A 22223-nucleotide genomic window follows, 5' to 3' on the forward strand; every position below is an offset into this window, starting at 1 on the left:
TGATTACTTTTTCAGCAATTCCTGGTACACCACATCCATGATCGACGTGCGTATATTGAGGGTCGATATCTTATTATTTTCCCGCGTCGGATACACCCGGTTTGATAAGAAAACATAATTAAGCTTCCACGCAGGATCAGCCCAGGTCATGATGCCCGTATACCCCGTATGCCCGAAACTCGAAGGACTCGCATACCTCGGCGCATTGCCTGAATATTTAAATGTTGGCTTATCAAAACCAATCCCGCGGCGACTGCCCATTTCCGGATATTGGTAGCGGGTAAATTCAATCAGCGCATCTTTGCTCAAAACCTGCTCGCCGCCGTAATAACCCTGCTGCAAATACATTTGCCAAACTTTCATCACATCATTCGCAGTACCGAAAAGCCCGGCATGTCCGCTCAATCCGCCCAGCATTGCCGCAGCTTCATCATGAACTTGTCCGTGTAACTGTGTCATTCTGAAAAACGTATCCCTCTCAGTCGGCACAATGTCTTCCAGTTTATAAAATCTTTTGGGATTGAATGTCAAGGTATTAGCTCCCAGCTTGTGGTAATAATGATTTTTGAGATAATCCTCAAAATTTTCACCCGACAAACTTTTTACTATCTGCGGATAAAGAATAAATGACAAATCGCTGTACACATATCCTTCTTTTTCATTTAAAGGAGAATCGCGGATGGATTTAAAAATAGTCTCCGGGTAATCTTTATAAATAAACAAACTGTCGCCCACAACGGAAGTTGGATATCGCTTCGATTGTTTGGTGCTGAAAGTTTTCTTTTTCCAGCTGCCGTCCGGATTTTGGGCTTCCTTCCACAGTACTATAAATGCTTTCAGTCGTGCACTATGCGTCAAAACCCTTCTCCACTGCAAATCCGCCTTGTTGGATTTTGCAAAATCGGGCAGGTAATCCTTCATCGTCGCATCCAGATCAAATTTCTTCTGGTCCCAAAGACTCATTAATGCTAATGTGGAAGCGGTGATTTTGGTAACCGAAGCCAGGTCATACAAATCTGTCAGTTGCACCTTCTCGGGGCCTTCATAGGTGTGTTTACCATAAGCCTTTTTGAAAAAAACCTTTCCATCCTTCGCCAGCTGTACCACGCAACCGGGCGTCGCTTTTTGAGTGATCGCAACGTTGGCGATGGAGTCGATTTTGTAGGTAATGATCTTTGAATCAAGACCAACTTCTTCCGGGATCGTGTATTTCAGGCGGCCGAGTGAAGGTGTTTCAATACCAGCATTGTAGGGAAACTGCGCATTCACTGTCACTGGCAATTTTCCCTGCGCCGGGATCGCGCCAAAAATGAGCTGCGCCGACAAATCCTGTGTATAATTCGTCAGCTGGTAAGACATGATCAGCGCCTTCGCATTCTCCGGTTTCTGGATTTTATTCAATGCATAAGGATTTCCAAAAACCGAAACAACCGCCTTATTCGTCGCGATCAGATCCTGCAAAACCGCATTCATCTGATCCGTCAACCCATAATTGGTCCGCGGCGAAATGCTGCCCAAATGCACACCCACCAAAACCAGGTTATAGTCTTTCAGTTGCGCTTTCAGATCGGCCACCTGCGCGTCCGTCGGTTTTGTCGGGACTTGAAAATGCTTGACAGTCGTATAAAGTTCAAGCGTTTTCTGGAAGGTAGAAATGGTATCTACGCCGATCGAAACAGACGCGATTTTCAAAGCGTCCAGCGCGCGGAGCGGCAGCAGGTTATTGTCATTTTTTAAAACGGTCAATGCTTTTTCTGTCAAAAGACGATTGATAAGTTCGGCGGATTTTAGGTTCAGATCTTCATATAAATGATTCATATCGACCGGCTTGTAATGATTCAACCCAGCCCAAGCTTTGGCCGCCAGCACTTTTTTGCAGCGCGCATCAATCTCTGCCTGCGTGATCTTGCCTTCCGCAATGCTCTTCTTGATTTCCGCGATGGATTTATTCACGTCCTCGGTAAATTCCAGCACATCCATACCCGCTTCCAGGCCCATCGCATCGGCTTTTCCGTCCGGGAAATATTTCGTAACACCTTTCATATTCATGGCGTCAGAATAAATCAGCCCGTCGAAACCGAGCTTGTCCCGCAAAACGTCGGTCACAATTGGTTTCGATAATGTCGATGGCAAATTGGGTGTATTATCAAGCGCCGGAATGCTCAAATGTGCGATCATAATCCCGCTGATACCATTGGCAATCAATGCTTTAAAGGGATACATTTCCAGTGAATCCAGTCTTTGGACGGAATGTGAGATCAGCGGCAGGTCATAATGTGAATCGACGCCCGTATCGCCGTGGCCAGGAAAATGTTTGGCGCTGGTAAGCAGGCCGTTATCCTGCATTCCCTTCATGTAGGCGACCGCTTTGTCAGCCACCATATATTTATTTTCGCCAAAAGAGCGGAAGCTGATCACCGGGTTATTCGGGTTGTTGTTAACATCAGCCACCGGAGCGAAATTAATGTGCATACCCAGCCTCTTGGCCTGTTTGGCAAGCTGCCCGCCCATTTCATAAATCAGATCATTATTGCCCTGGATCGCGCCGAGGGTCATTTGGTAAGGATATCTCACCGTACTATCAATCCGCATCGCCAGCCCAAACTCCGCATCCATCGCCACCAGCAAAGGCACTTTCGAAATCGACTGGTAAAAATTCGTCAGCCGCGCCTGAGGCACCGGCCCGCCCTGAAAAAACACAATCCCGCCAATCTTATTCTCCCGTATCAGCTTCTCAACCATCGTCGGATTACTCGCTTTTTGATCAATCAAAGCCCTTTTCACATCCGAAACCGCCGGGATCATGATCAGCTGCGCAATCCGCTCATCGGGTGTTAATGTTGCAAAAACGGAATCAACCCACTGCTGGTTTTTGTGCAGGAAAGAAGGCGGGGCGCTGACTTGGGCAACTGAAAGGGAACTTGTTAGAAGTAAAAGAAGGAATGACGGGGCAAAGATTTTCATTAGGAAAGTTTAATGTATGCTGGGTTTGGATTTTACTTTTGAGTTTAATGCTTATTCGTGTTGTAGAAAAGCTGTCGAACTTCCCCTTTGTCACCCTGAGCGGACCGGGCCGCCGGGCGGTCGAAGGGAGACGCGGCAGCCAAAAAGTAGTTTGGTCAACCGTTTGGCATATATTGATCGTAGGGGCTACCCGGCGGTCGAAGAATTGTGCATGAATGTAGCTCTGTGCATGTCCCTTCGACCGCCCGGCGGCCCGGTCCGCTCAGGGTGACAGGTTAAAAGCATCGGCCTTAATTTTTCTCAATCAACTCCTTCAACATCGCCATCATTTCATCCTTCTCTTTCAACATTCTCTCATACAACGCGATCTTTTCCTCGTGATATTGAATGATCTTGTCAATAGGCTGGTGGAATGTCGGGTAAATATTCACTCCATTTGACTGGTCGTGATTATTAAAGGTATTGGTGATAATGTTAATAGCTTTTTCTTCTTCAAAGTGCTGAATAGCCTCCGCTGGTATTTTTAGGACCGCGGCTACCTGATTCAAAATGTTGGCATCAATCTTCTCTTTTTGTTCAAGAAGTGAAACCTTCTGCTGGTTCCAGTCGTCGCCGAGCTGAAACGCGAATGCATCCTGTTTTATCCCCAACATTTCGCGGAAGCGTTTAAGATTTCGGCCTTCGTGGATTTTCGGATTTGTAGTATGTGTCATTTGGTATTGAGTTTTGTAGGTTTAATAAAAAAGACAAGTTAGGGAAAAAACGCCACGAGAAAACTACTGACTTTGTCACCCTGAGCGCAGTCGAAGGGAAGGTGCTCAAAATGTCGATCAAACCATTTTTTGGCTGCCGCATCAGCCCTTCGACTGCGCTCAGGGTGACAAAGAGGTTGTTAGAAACAGATGTTCATGAGGCATACAAGTTAGGCAAAAAATGCTGCATTCGTCAAAAAACCAGCCCCAAAACCAGCCCCGCAACAATCACTACATAAGAAGGTACCTTCGTAAAAGTCAGTACCAGCAGCGTGGCGATGACCGTCAGTAGCGGCTGCCAGTCGGTCATCATCGGTTGGAAGAGGGAGATGGCGGCGGCGATGGTGAGGCCGCAGCTGGCGGCGTGGATTCCTTCGAGCGAGGCGCGGATGCCGCGGTATTTTTTGAGCTGGCCCCAGATCGGGTAGGCGAAAAAGATGAAAAATGTGCCGGGCAGGAAAATCCCGGCGGTGGCGACAAAACCTCCGACAAACTGCCCGAACCAGCCGTGTGATTGCAGCGAAACACTTCCGACAAATGTGGCGATGGAAAAAACCGGCCCCGGTACCACCTGCGTCAGCGCCATGCCTGCCAGAAATTCCTGGTCGGTGAGGTAATGTTTAAATTCTACAAACTCATTATAAAGGATCGGGATCAAAACCTGCCCTCCGCCGAAAACCAAACTGCCATTTCGGTAAAAGTTCTCAAAAAGCCTCACAGGCAGCGAGTTGGTGATTTTTCCAATTACCGCCGCCGCCACCAGCACCGAGATCCAGAAAATCAGCGGCCGCCAGAGAATTTTGATCGGCCCTTTTTCCATTTTTTCATGCTTCTTAAAATTCAGCGCCGCTGCCATACCGCCGGAAATGATCAGTACCGGCGTCATATAAGGCGATGGATACAGATAGGCGAGGATGGTCGAAATGATCAGGAATGTCCAGCCCTGGGTGTTGTGGATCACTTTCCGGGCGATGGCCGAGGCGCCGTACATTAAAAATGCAACAGCCATCGGGCCGACAAACCGGGTAAATGAAAGCGAAATGGAATGTCTTTCAAGATAATGTATCCCGATCGCCGCCAATGTCATCAGCAGCATCGCCGGGATCGACCAGACGATCAGGCTGAGGTATGCGAGGGGCTGCCCGCCGATTTTCAGGCCGATCGCAGTAACGGTTTGCGTAGAACTTGGGCCTGGCAAAACCTGGCATAATGCCTGTAATTCAAGGAGTTCTTCTTCGGTAATGTATCTTCTTTTCCGCACCAGCCGCTCGATCATCATCATTAAATGTACCTGCGGACCGCCAAAAGCCGTCAGCGACAGCAAGAGGATATCCATCAGGTAAATGATGTAGCGAAACCGGCGAATGGGTGGATAAGCCAAGGACTTTTACCAGTTATTTTTTCAATCCCAGTTCTCTCAGACGTTCATCCAGAAACTCCCCGGCCGTCATATCGGTGTACAATTTTGGATATTCCAAAGTGACGCAGCTTTCAAGGCAGGTCAAATCCATATCCGCGCGGGGGTGCATAAAAAACGGTATGGAATAACGCGAAGTGCCCATTTTCTCCCGCGGCGGGTTCACAACCCGGTGAATGGTAGATTTCAATTTATGGTTTGTCAGCCGGTCGAGCATGTCGCCTACATTCACGACGATCTGGTCGGGTAATGCGGTGATTGCGATCCACTGGCCGTCGCGGCGGAGTACTTCGAGGCCCTCGGCGCTGGCACCCATCAATAATGTGATGAGATTAATGTCGCCGTGAGCAGCTGCTCTTACTGCGCCCTCGGGCACCAGTTCTGGATTTGGGATAGGGAAATAATGGAGTGCACGAAGCAGACTATCGCCGTTTTTAACTTTATCATCGAAATAATCTTCTTCAAGATTCAGATAAATCGCGATAGCGCGGAGCAATGTTTTTCCAGCATTCTCAAAAGTCCGGTACACTTCTAATGTATACTTCTCAAAATCAGGCACTTCTTTGGGAAAAACATTGGAAGGCATGCTGCCCACAGGCTCGGGCTGGCCGACGTGGTAAAACTCTTTGAGGTCCGCCACTTTAAAACCCTTAGCCGTTTCCTTACCCTTGCTGATATAGCCCCGCTGTCCGAAAAGATTTGGGAATTCGTATTGCTTTTTGATTTCATCCGGCTGAGAAAAAAACTGGCGGACGGTTTCGTAAAGTTGTCCGCGCAACTCGTCGCTGAGCCCGTGGTTTTTAATGGCGACAAAACCGATATTGGTAAATGCAGCTCCAAGATCGGCGACAAACTTTTCTTTCTGTTCGGCAGTGCCGGAGGTAAAATCGGCCAGGTCGAGCGAAGGGACCTGATCTAGCAATGCTGGTTCCATGATGCGTTTTTTTTGCAAAGTATAAAACTATCGGCCGACTTGGCAAAAAGTACGTTTTAAAAACAAAACAACACCTGACTGTATCTGACAACGCCTGACATTAAAAAGTCACACATTGTCAGATATGGTCAGGTGTTGTCAGGGGTTACTTTTTTTTATTCCTTGATGCTTTTGATGTAAGCGACCGTTACCGGGATTTGTTTCAGATAGGACGGGCTTTCGTCTTCGATGAAATAATGTTTAACACCCACTTTCTTTGCAGCTTTCAAAATAGCCGGAATGTCAATAGAGCCTGTGCCAAGGGCTACGTCGTTGGTGGTAGGCGTGCCGCCGGAGAGGTTACCTGCCACACCTTTTTTCAAATCCTTTAAGTGCATCAGCTTGAATCGGCCTGGATATTTGAGCAAAAGTTTTGCTGGATCTTGTCCTGGAAATGCCGTCCAGAGAATGTCCATTTCGAATGATACATACTCAGGATTGGTGTTTTTGACAATATAATCAAACAAAGTGCCGTCTTCGTAAGGCTCGAACTCGTAGCCGTGGTTGTGGTAAGTGAAGGTGATGCCCGCAGCTTTGAGCTCTTTACCTACTTTATTGAAATCCGCCACCGCCTGTTTAGCAGTTGCCAGATCAAATGCGCCTTTGTGAGGAATCCAGGGAACCATGACGAAAGTGGCGCCCAGCGTTTTGCAATCCTTGATCGTTTGGGCTGTGCTTTCGCTGATCAGTTTATAGTCTGCACCGATGGAAACCATTTTGATGCCGCGTTTATCTAGTTGCTTCCGGAGTTCTTCGGTAGCCATTCCTTTAATCGGGCCGCCTTCCATTTCAGTTACACCCAGCGATTTGATGGTATCCAGCGTAGCCTCAATGCCTTTGTCCCAACTGCCGCGGAAGGTATACGCCTGCAAACCGATGGGGTTGGTATAAACAAGCTTCTGCGAAAAAACCTGGACGGACATCAAAACTCCAAGAGCCAGATACGCCAGCTTCATTACTTTCTTCATTGTTCGAGTTTGTTAAAAATTGGATAGAAGTTTTCGGAAAAAGCATTTGGGCGGTCAAAACCTACTCCAACTAGAATCGGCGACGTATATGTTCTACCGAACCAAATGTAGGTTTGCAGTCCATGCCCTTCATGACGTTTATACATTCCGTTTATGAATATTTAGCCTTTTTGCAGGAGCCATGATGTCTATTCTTCTGTCGATACACTCCAATTTACTCTGAATTCTTGCGCAAAAACTTTATAAAACAGAAGTGTTTAATCTTAATCTAATAGATTTTACTGCTATTTAATGTGTTGATAATAAGCTATTCGTAAGTTACTTATATATCATTTTCTTTCGCCCGGCCGGAATTTTAGAGTCTACCCTATTCATTATAAAATGGAATGATAGAATATTATCAAGAATTTTCGAAAATTGATTTCATAATAATTTTTAAAAATGAATTACGGATACATATCTGTCGCAGAATGACGGCTTTATGGTATCGTTACCGGTGTTTTACATTCAGTATTTTATTTTTATATTATATATTAATAACAAATATAATTCTGTAATAATTTAATAGCTACAATTAATATGTAACTCATTTTGTAAAAGTTTAGTGATTTGTATCGAAATGCATAATAGATATATTTGTTCAGAGACAAATCTCGATACCAAACCTAACAAGTACTACAAATGAGGAAAATTTTACTGCTGGGCACCATGCTGGTGTGTTGCTGCTCGTCATTGCTATGGGCGCAGGAAAAAAGTGTAACAGGTACAGTCACAGCCGCAGACGATGGCTCTCCAATCCCCGGCGTAAATGTCGTGGTAGCCGGTACCAACAATGGTGTCATTACCGACACCGACGGCAAGTACAAGATTGCCGTACCCGACCAGGGCAAGCTGATTTTTAGCTTTGTGGGCATGATCTCCCAGGAAATTACTTTTAGTAACCTTACCGAGATTGATGTGAAGCTGGTTTCAGACGCGCGGATATTGAGCGAAGTGGTAGTAACCGGTTCCGGGGTGGCAACGAGTAAGGCCAAGCTGGGGATCTCGGTGGAGACGATTTCGGCAAAAAACCTTCCCAACACGCCTTCGGCCTCGGTGGATCAGGCGCTGGTCGGAAAAATCCCTGGGGCGCAGATTACGAGCGGAAACGGTACGCCCGGTTCGTCGGTGAATATCCTTCTTAGGGGGATTAACTCGGTCAACCGCGGGACGTCGCCCATGATCCTGATCGATGGAATCCAGGTAGCCTCCACCGATCTGAGCGCCATCGATCTGAATTCGATCGAGCGGATAGAGGTCGTGCAGGGTGCTGCGTCTGCCTCAATTTACGGTGCGCAGGGCGCAAACGGCGTAATCCAGCTTTTTACCAAAAGAGGAAAAAATGGTGTGCTGACCATTGACCTTTCCAGCTCGGTTACCAATAATACCTATCTGAATGTGGGCGGTGTGGCGAAATCCAAATTTCACGGCTATGATACGGATGCAAACAATAACATTATAGGCTCCTCAGGCAATCCGATTTCCATCGATCCCGCTACCGGCTTATATACCGAGAATGTCATCTGGAACAGCACCGACCCGCAGAATAAGACCGATAAGCCTTATAATGCCAACCTGGCTTACCACGATCACTTTAAAGAGTTTTTCGTTCCGGCCAATACCTTTAATAACAGTATTTCTCTTTCAGGAGGTAGTGAAAAATTCGATTTCAGCGCTTCTGCGTCCAACAATCACCAGAAGTCCAACTTCCTGAACAATGGTTATAATGACCGGAGCAACCTGGTTACCAACCTGGGCGTTCAGTTGGCGAAAGGATTGAGGCTGCGCAGCACGACCCAGCTCGTGTACACCAAAAACACGGTGAACGGCAGCAACATTTATTCCATTTTCAACAGCCGGGCTTTTGTGGATTATGACTTCAAACTGCCCGATGGAAGTCCGATTAACAAGCTGGGTGACGCGGCGGGTGTGAACGGAAGTAACCCGATTTATGCCCAGTATTATTCTGACGCCGACGATAAAAAGGTAGATATCATCCAGAATTTCAACCTGAACTATAAGGTGAACAAGTTCCTGGAACTGGATGCCAAGTACGGACTGAACTACAACCGCGAGGACTTCATTTTCACCGCCCAGAACCAGTCTGAAAATGCGAACTCGGTGGCTGCATCCACCTGGGTCGGCTCGGCAATCAGCCCGGATAATACAGGGGGTATCGATCATTATACTTACTCCAAAATATTCCAGAATTTTCTGGGTACCGCATTTATTTATACCAATTTCCAGGACGATTTTCACTGGAATGTGCCGATTACGACTTCCACCCAGATTTCATTTGACTATCGTAACCAAAATCAGAAATTATACGGAGCGTCGGCGGCTGGGTTACCTTCGTACACGCCTTTTACGAGCACCCAGGGAACTTCTTTCAAAGTTACCCAGGACTACACCGAGCCTTTTATCACCTACGGCTACCTGGTCAACCAGAAAATCGAGTATGGTGAGTTGTTTGGACTGGCGGGCGGGTTCCGGAGCGACTATTCGTCTGCATTTGGTGGTGGTTCAAAGCCATTTACATTCCCGCGGGGAGATGTTTATCTGAGAATGTCATCTTTTGATTTCTGGAAAGGCGGGGCGCTGGCCGATCGGGTTCCCGAGTTCAAGTTACGCGCGGCTTATGGAGAAGCAGGTATCCAGCCAAAACCCTTTGACCGCTATGTAACATTGAGTACCAAAGTGTTGGGATCAAGTAATGCATTTTACTTTGACCCAAACCAGAACAACCCGGAACTGGGCGTAGAGGTGTCCAAAGAGCTTGAACTGGGAACTGATGTTACATTCAATGTCATGCCAAGCGGAAATTGGCTGAATGATATCCGATTATCCGGAACATACTGGAAACGGACTACCGACAATGCGATATGGAGTATCGACGTGGCTCCGAGCACTGGTTCCGGAACATTGAAAACCAACGCATTTTCGCTGGGCTCGCACGGTTTGCAGGCTTCTTTGAATGCGACCATGTTCCAGAGTAAAGGGTTGACCTGGAATATGACCACCAATTTTACGAAGCAAACTTCCAAGATCAACTCGGTTGTGGGCGATCAGGAAATTGTAATCATTTCCAATGCGGGAAGTACCAACTATGTTTTGCGTAAAGATGAAAAAATCGGACAGCTTTACGGGCACAGAATGATTCATAGCCTGGATGCAAAAAAACCGGACGGTACGCCTTTCCTGAACGAGTCGGAAAAAGGGGAATACACATTGGCGAGCAACGGATATGTTGTGAACAAGGCGACGAAATTTCCTTATGTGACGCCGGACAAATACAGCTTCGGAGATCCGAATCCCAAGTTCAACATGTCCTTTATCAATGATATCACATTTAAAAACTACCTGACATTCAGCTTCCAGCTCGACTGGATCCAGGGCAGCCACTTGTACAACCAGACCAAAGAATGGATGTACCGCGACGGTATCCATGCCGATTATTCCAAACCACTGACCATTGACGGACAGACTGGTGCGTGGACGGCATTTTATCGTGGAGTGTATGCGGCGGTAACGCGGAACGGTACGAAGGATTATTTCTATGAGGATGCGTCTTTCTTGCGTCTGAGAAACATTGCGCTGGGTCTTGATATTGCCAAACTGGTTCACATCCCTGGTTTCAGAAAATTGCAGCTGGTACTGTCGGGCAGGAACCTCTTCACCTTCACCAAATACACCGGACTGGATCCTGAGATTGTATCGGGTGCCATGAATTCGGCTTGGGACCGCGGAACGGACCACAGCAGTATGCCGAACTATCGCTCTTACCAGGCTACGCTTAACATTGGTTTCTGACAGTCAAAATCATTGCATTCTCAAAAAGATCAAAATATGAAAAAGATAAAGTTTATACCGATGCTGATGTTGCTGGGGCTGATGCTTTCGTGCAAAGACCAGCTGGACGTGAAAAACCCTAACCAGCCGACTACCGGCAGCGCGGACACCGAATCGGGTTTGCTTAACCTGGCGCAGGGAGCTATTTATGTCAATGGATTTTACACGGTCAAATACGGTGGTTTCTACGGCACCTTCTGGGGCGATCCGTTTTCCTATCATGAAATCATGGGGGATAATGTGGGCGTCGAGGCTGCAAACCAGCGTTTGAACGAGATCGGCGTGGCAAATTATGTGATCATGGACGACGGCTCCAAAGTGATCAACCCCAACTCGCCCAAGTCGCAGATTGAAATGATCCGTCAGGTGAATATCAATGCAAATGCCAGCGATAACCCGCTTTATTACGAGTGGGCTTATATGTACAGTCTGAATTCCGGCGCAAACAATGTGCTGGCGTTGATCGATAAAACCACATTTACCGGCGACGCGGAAAGTAAGAAAAATGCGCTCCGGGCCTGGGCTTACTGGTGGAAAGGCTATGCATATGGTCGCATCGGGTCGATTTACTATGCCGGGATCATCAATGATGAGCCGACGGGTACCAATGATAAATTCGTAAGCAAAGAAGCGATCATAGCCGAATCGAATGCAAATTATGACAAAGCTGCGGCGGCATTGAGCGCGGTAACCAGCGTGGCGGACTATTCGACGGTGATCGGCAAGATCATTCCAAGCTTTTTTCAGGTGGGGAAAGGCGGCGTGCTGACACCGGATATGTGGAAACGTAACATCAACTCCATGAAAGCCAGGAATATCTTGGTCAACACACCTGTAAAAGATATGTCGGCGGCACAGTGGGCATCGATCATCGCGCTGACCAAAGATGGTGTGACTGCCACGGACAAGGTTTTCACGGCACGCTCCAACGAAACCAGTGATTTTATCGGGGCCACCGGCAACACGCCGTCTGCGCTTTCGACCGGAATTACGAAGGTAACCAGCTTCAAGATCAGCGAGCGCCTCGTGCAGGATTTCAAAAAGGGGGATAAAAGATTGGAAAACAATTTCGCGATCGAAACCAACCCCTGGATCGGTAACAATGACCGTGGCAATATTTTCAACACCCGCTACGGTATGATCGACGGTGGAAAAGGTTTACCAGGCGTGGTGGTACTTGGTAATAAGAGTGTGGGTGAATACGAATTTTACATGGCGACGACCTACGAGGAAAACCAGCTGACGATGGCGGAAGCGATGATTAATTCCGGTGATATCGAAGGCGGCCTGAAAATCATCGACGCGGTACGCAAGCTCCAAGGCGCTGGGCTTCCGGCTGTGGCAGGTACCGGGCTGACATTGGCCTCGGCGAAAGAGGAAATTCGCAGCGAGAGAAGGGTAGTGCTACCTTTCAGAGGACTGGCATTTTATGACGCACGTCGCTGGGGCGTAATCAATGATGTTTCTGCGGGCGGTGGCAGGACAAATGCGGTAGTAGTGAGTAAAGCAGGCGCGGTGAACACTAAAGCGACGATCAACTACAACTTCTTGGATTACTGGGATGTGCCTGCCAATGAGCTGGCTTACAACAAAGCGGGCGACGGCAGTGTAGCGGTACAAAACCCCAAAGGATTATAACAGTACCCCGAATACGTGATAGTTTGACAACCCGGGCAGAACATTCCGCCCGGGTTTTTTATATCAATAACCGTCGGCCTTGATCTGCTTCTCCGTCAGGTCGCCGTACTTTTTCACCTGGTCGCGGATCTCGCTGGCTTTGCCGATCATGACAAATTGCAGCTTGTCTTTTGGAAAATAATCTGCGATGATCTTTTTGGATTGTTCGGTGGTCAGACCATCTACTTTGGACTGGAACGTATTAATAAAACTTTCGTCAAAATTATACACATACATATCGGTGAGCAGCCGCGCAAGTGCACCAGCCGACTCGTAAGTAGGTGGGAAGCTGGCTTTTACATAGGCTTTGGCCGAGCTCAGGATTTCATCATTCAAGCCGGTTTTGTGCAAACTGTCGAGCACATTCAGCGCCATATCCACGGCCGGAACTGTGGTCGAGTTTTTGGTAAATGTGCTGATTGCGAATGTTCCGGCGTATTTCATGCGCGTAAACCGGCTGTTTGCGCCGTAAGTAAGTCCAGAGTTGACGCGCAGCGCATCGTTGAGCCAGGAAGTAAACCGGCCGCCCAAAATCGTATTCACTACCATCACCGGCACATAATCTGCTGAATTATAGTCGATACCTTTTCCACCGATCAGGAATGTGGTTTCGCGGGCATCCGGCTTGTCGACGAGCAGCACGCGGCTTTTTTCAAATTCCAGGTTCGGGGCGACTCTTTTCACCATGCGGGCACCGGCGGTTTTCCAGCCTCCGAAAAGGTCGGTCATTTTCTTTTTCATGTCCGCAGTTTTGAAATCACCTACTACCGCAATCGCGCCTTTTCCGGTAGTATAATTGCTTTTGTAAAATGCCATAGCATCGTCGGAGGTCATTTTTTCTACGGTCGGTTTCGTGCCGTCGCCAGGGATTGCGTAGGGGAAGTTGCCGAAAAGAAATGCGTTGTAGTAGTGGCCGATCACCGCGCGCGGGCTTTCTTTCTGCTGCGCCAGCTCCACCACCGTCCGCTGCCGGTATTTGTCAAATTCTGTTTTGTCAAAAACCGGGTGCACGAGTACCTGCTGGATAATGTCGAGCAGCTTCTCCTGGTCTTTCACCGCAAAAGAAGCGGTGATGCCAGCCATATCTTTGGCCGTAAAAGGTTGAAGCCGGGCGCCTACAAAATCAATCGCTTCCTCGATTTGCGGCTTGGTGTATTTCTCGGTACCAAAAAGCAGGGCGTCGGAAGTGACCATCGACATACCTGCACGGTCGCCGTCATTGATCGACCCGGCATCGAACACCGCCGAAACATTGATCAGCGGCACCTCGTGCTGCTCCATCAGGTAAATGGTCAGCCCGTTTTTCAGCTGGAATTTTTCGTATTTAGGTACTTTAAATGTGCTCTGGGCGACGGCCGAAACTGATAGCAGTGCCAGAAGCGCAATAAATATATTTTTCATCTTGAATGTTGATTTTGAATGAATTTGAAGCATTATTTAGATTTTTCGGGCAGCAGATAACCCACGGTACGGTTACGCTCGCTGAGGTATTTAGCGGCCACACGCTTAATATCTTCGTTGGTCACGTTTTTATAAAGCTCGGGCGCTTCGAACATTCTTTTATAATCCCCAAAAAACACGTCGTAAGTGCCCAGGTTGCGCGCTTTTCCGTTGATGGTTTCCAGCGTATGATAAAAATCCATCAGCTTCTGGTTCTTCACTTTTTGCAGCTCGGTATCCGTCACGCCATTTTTGATCACCATTTCAATCTGACGGTCAATCGCTTTTTCCAGGTCCGGTGCTGAAACATTGCTTCCGGCGATTGCATAAATGGTAAACAGGCTAGGGTCGAAACTTTCGTCCGTGGAGCTGGAAATGCTGGTTGCCAGGGTTGAGTCCATCACCAGCGCCTTGGTGAGCCGCGAGGAATTACCCGAAGTCAGGAGGCTGCTCAGCAGGTCGATGGCGTAGAAATCTTCATTTTTGGTTTCCGGCACGTGGTAGGCCATCATCACATTCGGCGTCGAAATGTCTTTATAAGCATTCACCCGGCGCTCACCATTTTGCGGCGGCTCCACCGTGCGGATTTTCGGAGGTAACCCTCTTGCCGGGATCGGCGCAATGTATTTTTCCGCCAGTTTTTTTACCTGATCCAATGTTACATCGCCCACGATCACTGTCGTGGCGTTATTCGGCGAGTAATAGGTTTTAAAATAATTTTCAAGGTCCTGCTGCGTCCAGCTTTTAATGTCGGATTCAAAACCGATCACCGGCAACATATAAGGATGCTCCTGAAAAGCAACCGATTGCACCTGCTCGCCGATGAGCCGGTAGTTGCTGTTTTCCAGCCCGGTACTGCGCTCCGAGAGTACCACGCCACGCTCGCTCTCCACCATTTTCGGGTCAATCGAAAGATTGGCAATCCGGTCGGCTTCGAGTTTGAAGATGGTTTCCAGCGCATCTTTCTGGAACCAGTCGGTATAAACCGTCACATTCTCAGTGGTATACGCATTATTAGAGCCGCCATTTGCTTCCATCACGCGGTCGAATTGCTTCGGGCCGTACTGTTTGGAACCGTTGAACATCATGTGCTCGAAAAAATGCGAGAGCCCGGTAATGCCGTGTACTTCGTTCCGCGAGCCCACTTTCCAGAAAATGTACATATTGGCATTCGGGATCGAGTGGTCTTCCAGCACCAGGAATTTCATCCCGTTTTGAAGTGTAAATGTCTTCACATCCTCCGGCTTGGTTTGTGCGGAGGCACTTCCCAGGCCAGCGGCGACGGCGGCAATCAGCAGAAGTTTTTTTAGCTTCATTAATATCGTTGTTTACAGTTTTGTAATGATAAGGAAAAATTCAACGCTTACTTTTGGCTTTCTATTTATTCTAAACCTTTAAAATTACGATGAAAAAGGGCATTTCTTTCCTGCTGCTGCTACTTTGCTGTTCTGTTTTTCTAAATGTGCCTGCTGCGGTTTTCGATAAAAAACCTATCAAGAAGCAGCAATTCAAGGTGATGACCTACAACATTCACCACTGTAACCCACCTTCGGCCGGGGACAAAATTGATGTGGAGGCGATCGCGAAAGTGATCAATGCGGAAAAGCCGGATTTTGTCGCATTGCAGGAAGTGGACAGTAACACCGAGCGGTCGGGCAAAGGAAAAAACCAGGCGCAGCAGCTCGCGGAGCTGACCGGGATGAAATTTTATTTTTCCAAAGCGATAGACCATCAGGGTGGCGATTATGGTGTGGCGGTTTTGACAAAATTTCCGATTACTGATTCTGTGCGTTACGAGCTGCCCATCAATCCTGAATTAAAAGAAGAAAACCGGACCGTGGCTGCCGTGACGGTAACATTACCTAACAAAGAGAAAATGATCTTTGCCAGTACACATTTGGGTTTGAAAGAGCCGAACCGTGTTTTGCAGGCCGAAACATTCATGAAACATTTCGGAGACAATAAGTTACCAATGATACTCGCCGGCGATTTCAATGCCGTGCCTGAAAGTCAGGTGATCGCGTATTTCGACAAATATTTCACCCGCACTTGTATGGAATGCAAGCCAACGATCCCGGTGGAGAATCCCAACAAAACCATCGATTTTATCATGGCCATGAAAGGTAACCGCCTCAAAAGCTCGGATACGCGGGTGATCGATGAAAAATACGCGTCGGACCATTTACCGGTCGTCGCTACTTTCACTTTGGACTAAAATCTCTTCTTTCAGCCAGTTAACCCGCACCACACGGCTTTTTACACCATGTTCGACAAAGAAATGCTGCCAGTGCAGCTGCCGTGACGACAGGTGGTCGGTCGGTGATTTGATCTCGATGAATGCATACTCCGTTTCGTTCCAGACGAGGATATCCGGAAATCCCCGGGTGTTCTCGCGGAGGTTCAACGCTATTTCCAGCATCACGAGCCGAATCTGCTCGACGGTAAGCAGGGATGTTAATGTCAGTACTTTTTCCAGCGCGCCGTCGTACCAGGGCACCAGCACATTGGTGGTACCATACATTTCCTCGTAAGTCTGGCGCACCATTTCGTCTATGATTTCTTTGGAATGCGCCGCCGCCAGTCTTTCTTTCAACAAATCAGACCTTTTGAAATAAAAATCAGGCAGGAAAAAATCCGTCGGGATGCGCTGGAAGGGGTTATGTATCGTCTGGACATTCGTATCATAAATAATGTCCCAGAACAAAAGTCCAAATAAGGTGCGCCAGGGCTCATTCTCGCTGAAAAACGCATTGTAGCCCAGTGACTGGTAATATTCTATCGCCCCCATTTCCACCCGGAAACGGAAGGAAACCGCCACTTCTATCGCTTCCGCAGCTTTGAGTGCCCGTGTCGTCCTCTTAATGATCCGGCTCTTTTTATTTTTTATTTTTTCATAAAAATCAAGACTAAAAAAGCGCTCGTCGGCATTCTGAGGGCTTTCCGCAATTTCTTCGCAAAGTGCCAGCGCTTCCTCGATTTCACCGAGATTAAAAAGCAGTCTCACACGCCGCTCACGCGCCGGGGCATCATTGGTAAGTTGATAAATCGTCAAAGCCTGCGACAGCATTTTCTTGCGTTCAAGCCAGGCACTTACCCTGAGAATGAATGCATTGAACGAAGCAGTTGCCTTCGCGCTCAGGCCGGTGCCGCTGCTGGCATGCCAGTTCATAAACCAGTCGTAAATGTCTTCCGGCGGCTGCTCCTGCTTGATCACATCGAACATTTCCTTCATCAAAGAAACCATCAGCGTATCGTCCACATCCTTCCGGGTTTCAAACTGGATCGATAAATGCTGCTCGTCGAAATTCTGGAAGCGTACGTGGCCCAGGTCGCGGATCACGAATTCGGTCATATCCGCATTACGGTTGCCGAAAAACAGGAATTTCATCAGCATAACCTCCGCCTCGAAGGTCACTTTCACCACCGGCTCCATCTCGGAAATGACCTCGCAAAGCGCGCTGAAATCGTAGGTATGTAGCAGCCAGCGCACCAGATCAGGCTTTTTAATGCTTTTGGAAGGCATCACATCCGGTTCCAGCATTTTAGTCAAAACCAGTAGTTCAGGCTTGGTAAAAAGGTCGATGATCTCGGCAAAACGCTCCTTATGCGCCTCGCAAATCGACTCTATAAAATGGTTTTCCAAAAGTTCGGTCAGTACCGCGGGCATGTCCTCGATTTCAGAGTACGAGACATTGTTAACCCTGAAAAAAGACTTGCTGCGGTTGCTGAAACGAATAAAAAGACATTGTGCATCTTCCGAAAGCCCGTCGTAGCTGTCTAGAAAAATCGTCTCGTTTTCGTTCAGGACATGCCAGTAGCGGCGCCTGACAAAATCGAGCACATAAGTAAAATATTCGTGGTAATATTTGGGAGGCAGGTCCGTCGGGAACTGGTTTCGCGACTCAGCATTCTGCACAATTGGATCCGGTAACACGTCGCTCAAAACGGGGAATTCTATTTGATTACAAAACTAAAATTACCAATAAGTCCGCATTTATTAAAATTTGGTTAAGTATTGATTTTTCAGAAAAATTGAAAGATTAAATTGTACTATACCTATTACGGATGCCGCCTTTTCTCAAAATCGTAGTATATAATAAAGAATTTGGTTTACATTTGTTTCCTATGGAAAACAATTTTACCTGCCCATGACTACATTAGATTCTTATGATTTCTCAGGCAAAAAAGCCTTGGTCCGCGTGGATTTCAATGTCCCGCTTAACGACAAATTCGAGATCACGGACGACACCCGGATCCGTGCGACAATTCCCACAATCAGCAAGATTCTTAACGACGGAGGTTCCGTTATTTTAATGTCACACCTGGGACGCCCGAAGGACGGCCCTACCGAAAAGTATTCTCTCAAACACCTTGTTAATCCGCTTTCGCTGATCCTTGGTAAAACGGTAAAATTCGCTGACGATTGCATTGGTGAAAGTGCCACAGAGATGGCTGGCGCGTTGAATCCGGGCGAAGTTTTGTTGCTCGAAAACCTGCGTTTTTATAAGGAAGAAGAAAAAGGCAACGAAGATTTCGCTGAAAAACTTTCGAAACTCGGTGACGTTTGGGTGATGGACGCATTTGGTACTGCACACCGAGCACACGCTTCTACGGCGGTAATCGGCAAGTTTTTCAAAGATAAAGTTTGCGGATATGTGATGCAGGCTGAGCTTGATAATGCTGAAAGACTTTTGGAACATTCTGAAAGACCATTTACGGCAATCATGGGAGGCGCTAAAATTTCCGATAAAATATTGATCATCGAACGTCTGATCGATAAGGTGGATAACCTGATCATCGGCGGCGGTATGTCATATACATTCTCCAAAGCACAGGGCGGCAGCATCGGACAATCTTTGCTCGAAGCTGACAAGCAGGATCTTACGCTGGAATTGGTACAAAAAGCAAAAGATAAAGGCGTGAACCTGGTTTTGCCGGTAGATACTTTAATCGCAGATAAATTCAGCAATGATGCCGAGCGCAAAGTAGTTGCAGCTGGCGAAATTCCTGACGACTGGCAGGGGCTGGACATTGGTCCTGAAACGGTGAAGATCTTTGCCGAGATCATTAAAAATTCTAAAACAGTTCTTTGGAACGGTCCAATGGGCGTTTTCGAATTCCCGAATTTTGCAAAAGGTACCAATGCCATCGCAGAGTCGGTGGTAGCGGTGACCGAAGAAAATGATGCATTTTCTCTGATCGGCGGCGGTGACTCTGCCTCTGCGATCAACAACGCAGGTTTTGGCGATCGCGTAAGCTACGTTTCGACAGGTGGCGGCGCGTTGCTGGAATACATGGAGGGAAAAGTGCTACCGGGTGTTGCTGCGCTGGAAGTGTAATTTTTTTAGTTAGGTATCAATAAGAAATGCATCCCGCAAATCGTGGGATGCATTTTCTATATAACAAACCTAACTAATTTATGAACACTGGCCTGAGAAGGCCGGAATTCCTTTCTAACTTCCGCCGTTTGCCCGTTTCTGAAGATCATCAGAGCCGGTGTTGCGCTGGCGGGCGCCTTTTACATTTTGGTTACCAAAATTGTAAGTAAATGTCAACCGGAACTGGCGGCTCGGCCACTGCGATTTGACGGAAAAATCAATGTCTTTGTAAATCGCCTTTCCACGGAATTTGTTGGTCCAGAAAATGTCGTTGACATTGAGACGGATCGTGCCTTTTTTGTTCAAAATGTTTTTCTGCAAACCTGCATTCAACATCCCCATCGGCTTGGCGGCGTACAATCCGTAAAACGCCCTGCTATTATACCAGCCCGAGATTTCGGCTGACCACGTTTTGCTGATGGTAAACTGGTTGCTGGCGTACATATTCCACGAAGCCTGCTTGATTTCCAGTTTTTCGTCGAGATAGATCGAGTTATAATGATTATATACTCCGGTAAAGTTGGTTTGTACGTTCCACCACTTCGCGATTTTTATGGGGAAGGATAGCGTCAGGCTCACATTGTCCTGGTTATCAAGGTTATCCGATGTCACAAATGTCTTGTTTTCAGAAGCGATCTGCTGTGGCAGCTCGTCGGCGATCATATCCTTGATGCGGCTGTAGGCAAGTGTCGTGTTCAGGAAGTTTTTGTAAACGTGGACTAATTGGAACGAGTTGGTATACTGCGGTTTCAGGTTCGGGTTACCTCTTTGGAATGTGTAAGGATCCAGATAAAACTCAAATGGATTCAGCGACTGATAATTCGGACGGTCGATGCGACGGCTGTATGAAATGTTCAGTACGTTGTTGGTATCCAGCTGGTTAGACAAAAATACGCTCGGAAAAAGGTTCACATAGTTCCGGTCGCGTTTCTGGTTCAATGTTACAGAATTACCAATTGAATGTGTGTGCTCGCCGCGTAGTCCGACCTGGTATTTCACTTTTTTCGAAATGTTGCCGCTGTAATTCAGGTAAGCCGCATTTACGTTTTCAGTGTATTTGAAACGATTGGAGCGGGTCGGGTCCAGTTGCCAGTCATCGGCTTTGGTTTCAAAAACCATGTTGTTATCGGAAGCTACGTAGCTTGATTTCAGACCGGTTTCAAATTTTCCCTTCCAAAGCGGCTGCGCATAATCAAGTTTCGCAACACCAATGTTAATGTCCGACGGCATATTGTTGCGGACGGCTTCCGGATTTCCATCTTGCTGACCGTTTGGCAGATAGTAGCGGGTGTCGAGCGTGCTGTTTTTCTTGCCGCCATAATTCACGTAGTCTACATCAAAAGTCAGCTCCTTGCCTTTGTCGTCAAACTGGTGCTTGAAATTGACATTCGCGCTCCCGTTATTCATGGTACCTCCGTTGAAAACATTGGTGCGGAAGGTTCTTTGCAAAACCAGGTTTCCGTCGAGAATGCGGGTATTGGTTTGTCCGAAAGGATTGCTGAAACTGTTATAAAAACCTGAAACCAGCACTCCGATCGTTGTTTTGTCAGTCACAAAATAGTCAAGTCCGGCGCGCACATTATAATATTCCGATTTGTTGATGCGCTCCGTTCTCTGGTCAAAAACGGTCACTTTATCTTCAAAAGGGATTTTTCTGTAAATGTCATTATTGTTAAATCCTTTATTCAAAAAAGCGCCTCCGCTGATGAATGTGCTGATTTTTCCTGCGCGGTGATTGACCGTTGCGGTGGCACTTCCGCGGCCATATTTAGCCCAGGCGGCGCCAATGTTCACATTACCGTTGGTTCCGTAATTTTTGTTGCGTTTCATCTTAATGTTGATGATGCCCGAGTTACCGGCCGCGTCGTATTTGGCAGAAGGATTGGTGATCAGCTCAATTTTTTCAATGTTATCGCTGGGTGTATTGCGGAGCAGCGTGATTAGTTCTTGCTGAGAAAGGAATGTTTGTTTACCATCAATCTGGACGATAACCCCTTCTTTGCCACGCAGTTTCAATTGTTCATTTTGCTGATCGACCGTTACGCCCGGCGCTCTTTCGAGCACTTCGAGGGCGGTCGCTCCGGCAGAGACAATGCTGTTTTCCACATTCACCACCGTGCGGTCGATCTGCTGCTCGATGAATGGTTTTTTAGCGACCACAGTCACTTCGCTGAGCGACTGAATGTCTGTTTTTAGGGAAGTTGTAGGGAGTGTGACCGTGTTTTCATCCACAGAAAAAACAGCGCTGTAACTTTTTTGGTAGCCCACCATCGAAACCAATGTGAGGTACTTTCCGGCAGCCACCTGGTCGAATAAAAACTTGCCGCTTTCGTCGGCCGCAAGGCCTTTTACCAAGACAGAATCTTTGGCTTGAAGGAGTAAAACATTGACAAATGGAAACGGTTGGGCCTTTTCATCAAGGATAGCACCCGCAACTTTTCCTTTTCCGGCTGGGGGTTGAGCAGTTTGTGCGAACGCAAAAGTGCCGCTCAGTAGCAATGCTACAGTTAGGTTGATCAAGAATTTCATGGCTAATAGATTATGTTCGTTGTACCGTTTGTGAACCTGAGTACGAAGCAAAAGTAAGTACTTGGTATAACATAGAACCTTAGATTACATAAGTGGTTTTTCTGTTATTTAAACGGACGGTGTGTGTCTGAGTACCGGTTTATAGATACAAAGGGAATAAGGAATGTTGCTTAAGCGGTCAAAAAAAGTTTGAATGGTAATTTTTCGCTGGTTTCGGGCAATCTCCCTACCTTTGCG

The 22223-nt window shown here is 47.3% G+C and carries 13 protein-coding genes; 4 read left to right on the top strand and 9 right to left on the bottom strand.

The genetic code is table 11. The features are described from left to right. Positions 1-3: 3 nt before the first annotated feature. The 5 genes from FEN17_RS21925 to FEN17_RS21945 form a co-directional block, all read right to left on the bottom strand. On the bottom strand, positions 4-2964 hold the full coding sequence (locus FEN17_RS21925; protein WP_138367523.1) for a serine hydrolase domain-containing protein: 2961 nt from the start codon (positions 2962-2964) through the stop codon (positions 4-6). Between the two features lie 290 nt (positions 2965-3254). Next, positions 3255-3677: a helix-turn-helix domain-containing protein gene (locus FEN17_RS21930; RefSeq protein WP_138367524.1), complete on the bottom strand. Its 423-nt coding sequence runs from the start codon at positions 3675-3677 to the stop codon at positions 3255-3257. A gap of 232 nt (positions 3678-3909) precedes the next feature. Beyond that, complete coding sequence (gene chrA, locus FEN17_RS21935; protein ID WP_138367905.1) at positions 3910-5052, bottom strand: chromate efflux transporter; 1143 nt, start codon at positions 5050-5052, stop codon at positions 3910-3912. A 58-nt stretch (positions 5053-5110) separates the two neighbouring features. Further along, positions 5111-6067 carry an isopenicillin N synthase family dioxygenase gene (locus tag FEN17_RS21940; RefSeq protein ID WP_138367525.1) on the bottom strand — a complete coding sequence of 319 codons (957 nt, stop codon included), beginning with the start codon at positions 6065-6067 and terminating at the stop codon, positions 5111-5113. A 155-nt stretch (positions 6068-6222) separates the two neighbouring features. Continuing rightward, positions 6223-7074: a sugar phosphate isomerase/epimerase family protein gene (locus tag FEN17_RS21945; RefSeq protein ID WP_138367526.1), complete on the bottom strand. Its 852-nt coding sequence runs from the start codon at positions 7072-7074 to the stop codon at positions 6223-6225. Between the two features lie 681 nt (positions 7075-7755). Between FEN17_RS21945 and FEN17_RS21950 the strand changes: the two genes are divergently transcribed. Together FEN17_RS21950 and FEN17_RS21955 are read left to right on the top strand one after the other, a co-directional pair. Continuing rightward, positions 7756-10923: a SusC/RagA family TonB-linked outer membrane protein gene (locus tag FEN17_RS21950; protein WP_138367527.1), complete on the top strand. Its 3168-nt coding sequence runs from the start codon at positions 7756-7758 to the stop codon at positions 10921-10923. A 36-nt stretch (positions 10924-10959) separates the two neighbouring features. Continuing rightward, the gene (locus tag FEN17_RS21955; protein ID WP_138367528.1) at positions 10960-12600 is read left to right on the top strand and encodes a RagB/SusD family nutrient uptake outer membrane protein; all 1641 of its coding nucleotides are present in this window, start codon (positions 10960-10962) and stop codon (positions 12598-12600) included. A gap of 63 nt (positions 12601-12663) precedes the next feature. Here the strand turns inward: FEN17_RS21955 and FEN17_RS21960 are convergent, their stop codons facing one another. Both FEN17_RS21960 and FEN17_RS21965 read right to left on the bottom strand, forming a co-directional pair. After that, entirely contained in the window at positions 12664-14040 is a 1377-nt protein-coding gene (locus tag FEN17_RS21960) for a M16 family metallopeptidase (RefSeq protein WP_138367529.1), read from the bottom strand. Between the two features lie 32 nt (positions 14041-14072). Then, on the bottom strand, positions 14073-15395 hold the full coding sequence (locus tag FEN17_RS21965; RefSeq protein WP_138367530.1) for a M16 family metallopeptidase: 1323 nt from the start codon (positions 15393-15395) through the stop codon (positions 14073-14075). A gap of 89 nt (positions 15396-15484) precedes the next feature. Between FEN17_RS21965 and FEN17_RS21970 the strand changes: the two genes are divergently transcribed. Beyond that, the gene (locus FEN17_RS21970) at positions 15485-16294 is read left to right on the top strand and encodes an endonuclease/exonuclease/phosphatase family protein (RefSeq protein WP_138367531.1); all 810 of its coding nucleotides are present in this window, start codon (positions 15485-15487) and stop codon (positions 16292-16294) included. Here FEN17_RS21970 and FEN17_RS21975 read toward each other — a convergent pair. Next, positions 16262-18013, bottom strand: a complete 1752-nt coding sequence (locus FEN17_RS21975; RefSeq protein WP_229208968.1) for a VRR-NUC domain-containing protein — start codon at positions 18011-18013, stop codon at positions 16262-16264. The genes FEN17_RS21970 and FEN17_RS21975 overlap by 33 nt on opposite strands. 214 nt (positions 18014-18227) lie before the next feature. On the opposite strand from FEN17_RS21975, the gene FEN17_RS21980 reads away from it, so the two are divergent. Next, complete coding sequence (locus FEN17_RS21980) at positions 18228-19418, top strand: phosphoglycerate kinase (protein WP_138367532.1); 1191 nt, start codon at positions 18228-18230, stop codon at positions 19416-19418. A 114-nt stretch (positions 19419-19532) separates the two neighbouring features. Here FEN17_RS21980 and FEN17_RS21985 read toward each other — a convergent pair whose 3' ends face one another. Next, entirely contained in the window at positions 19533-21986 is a 2454-nt protein-coding gene (locus tag FEN17_RS21985) for a TonB-dependent receptor (protein WP_138367533.1), read from the bottom strand. Between the last annotated feature and the right edge of the window lie 237 nt (positions 21987-22223).

This window comes from Dyadobacter luticola, from assembly GCF_005860805.1.
GTDB classification, from domain to species: Bacteria; Bacteroidota; Bacteroidia; order Cytophagales; family Spirosomataceae; genus Dyadobacter; species Dyadobacter luticola.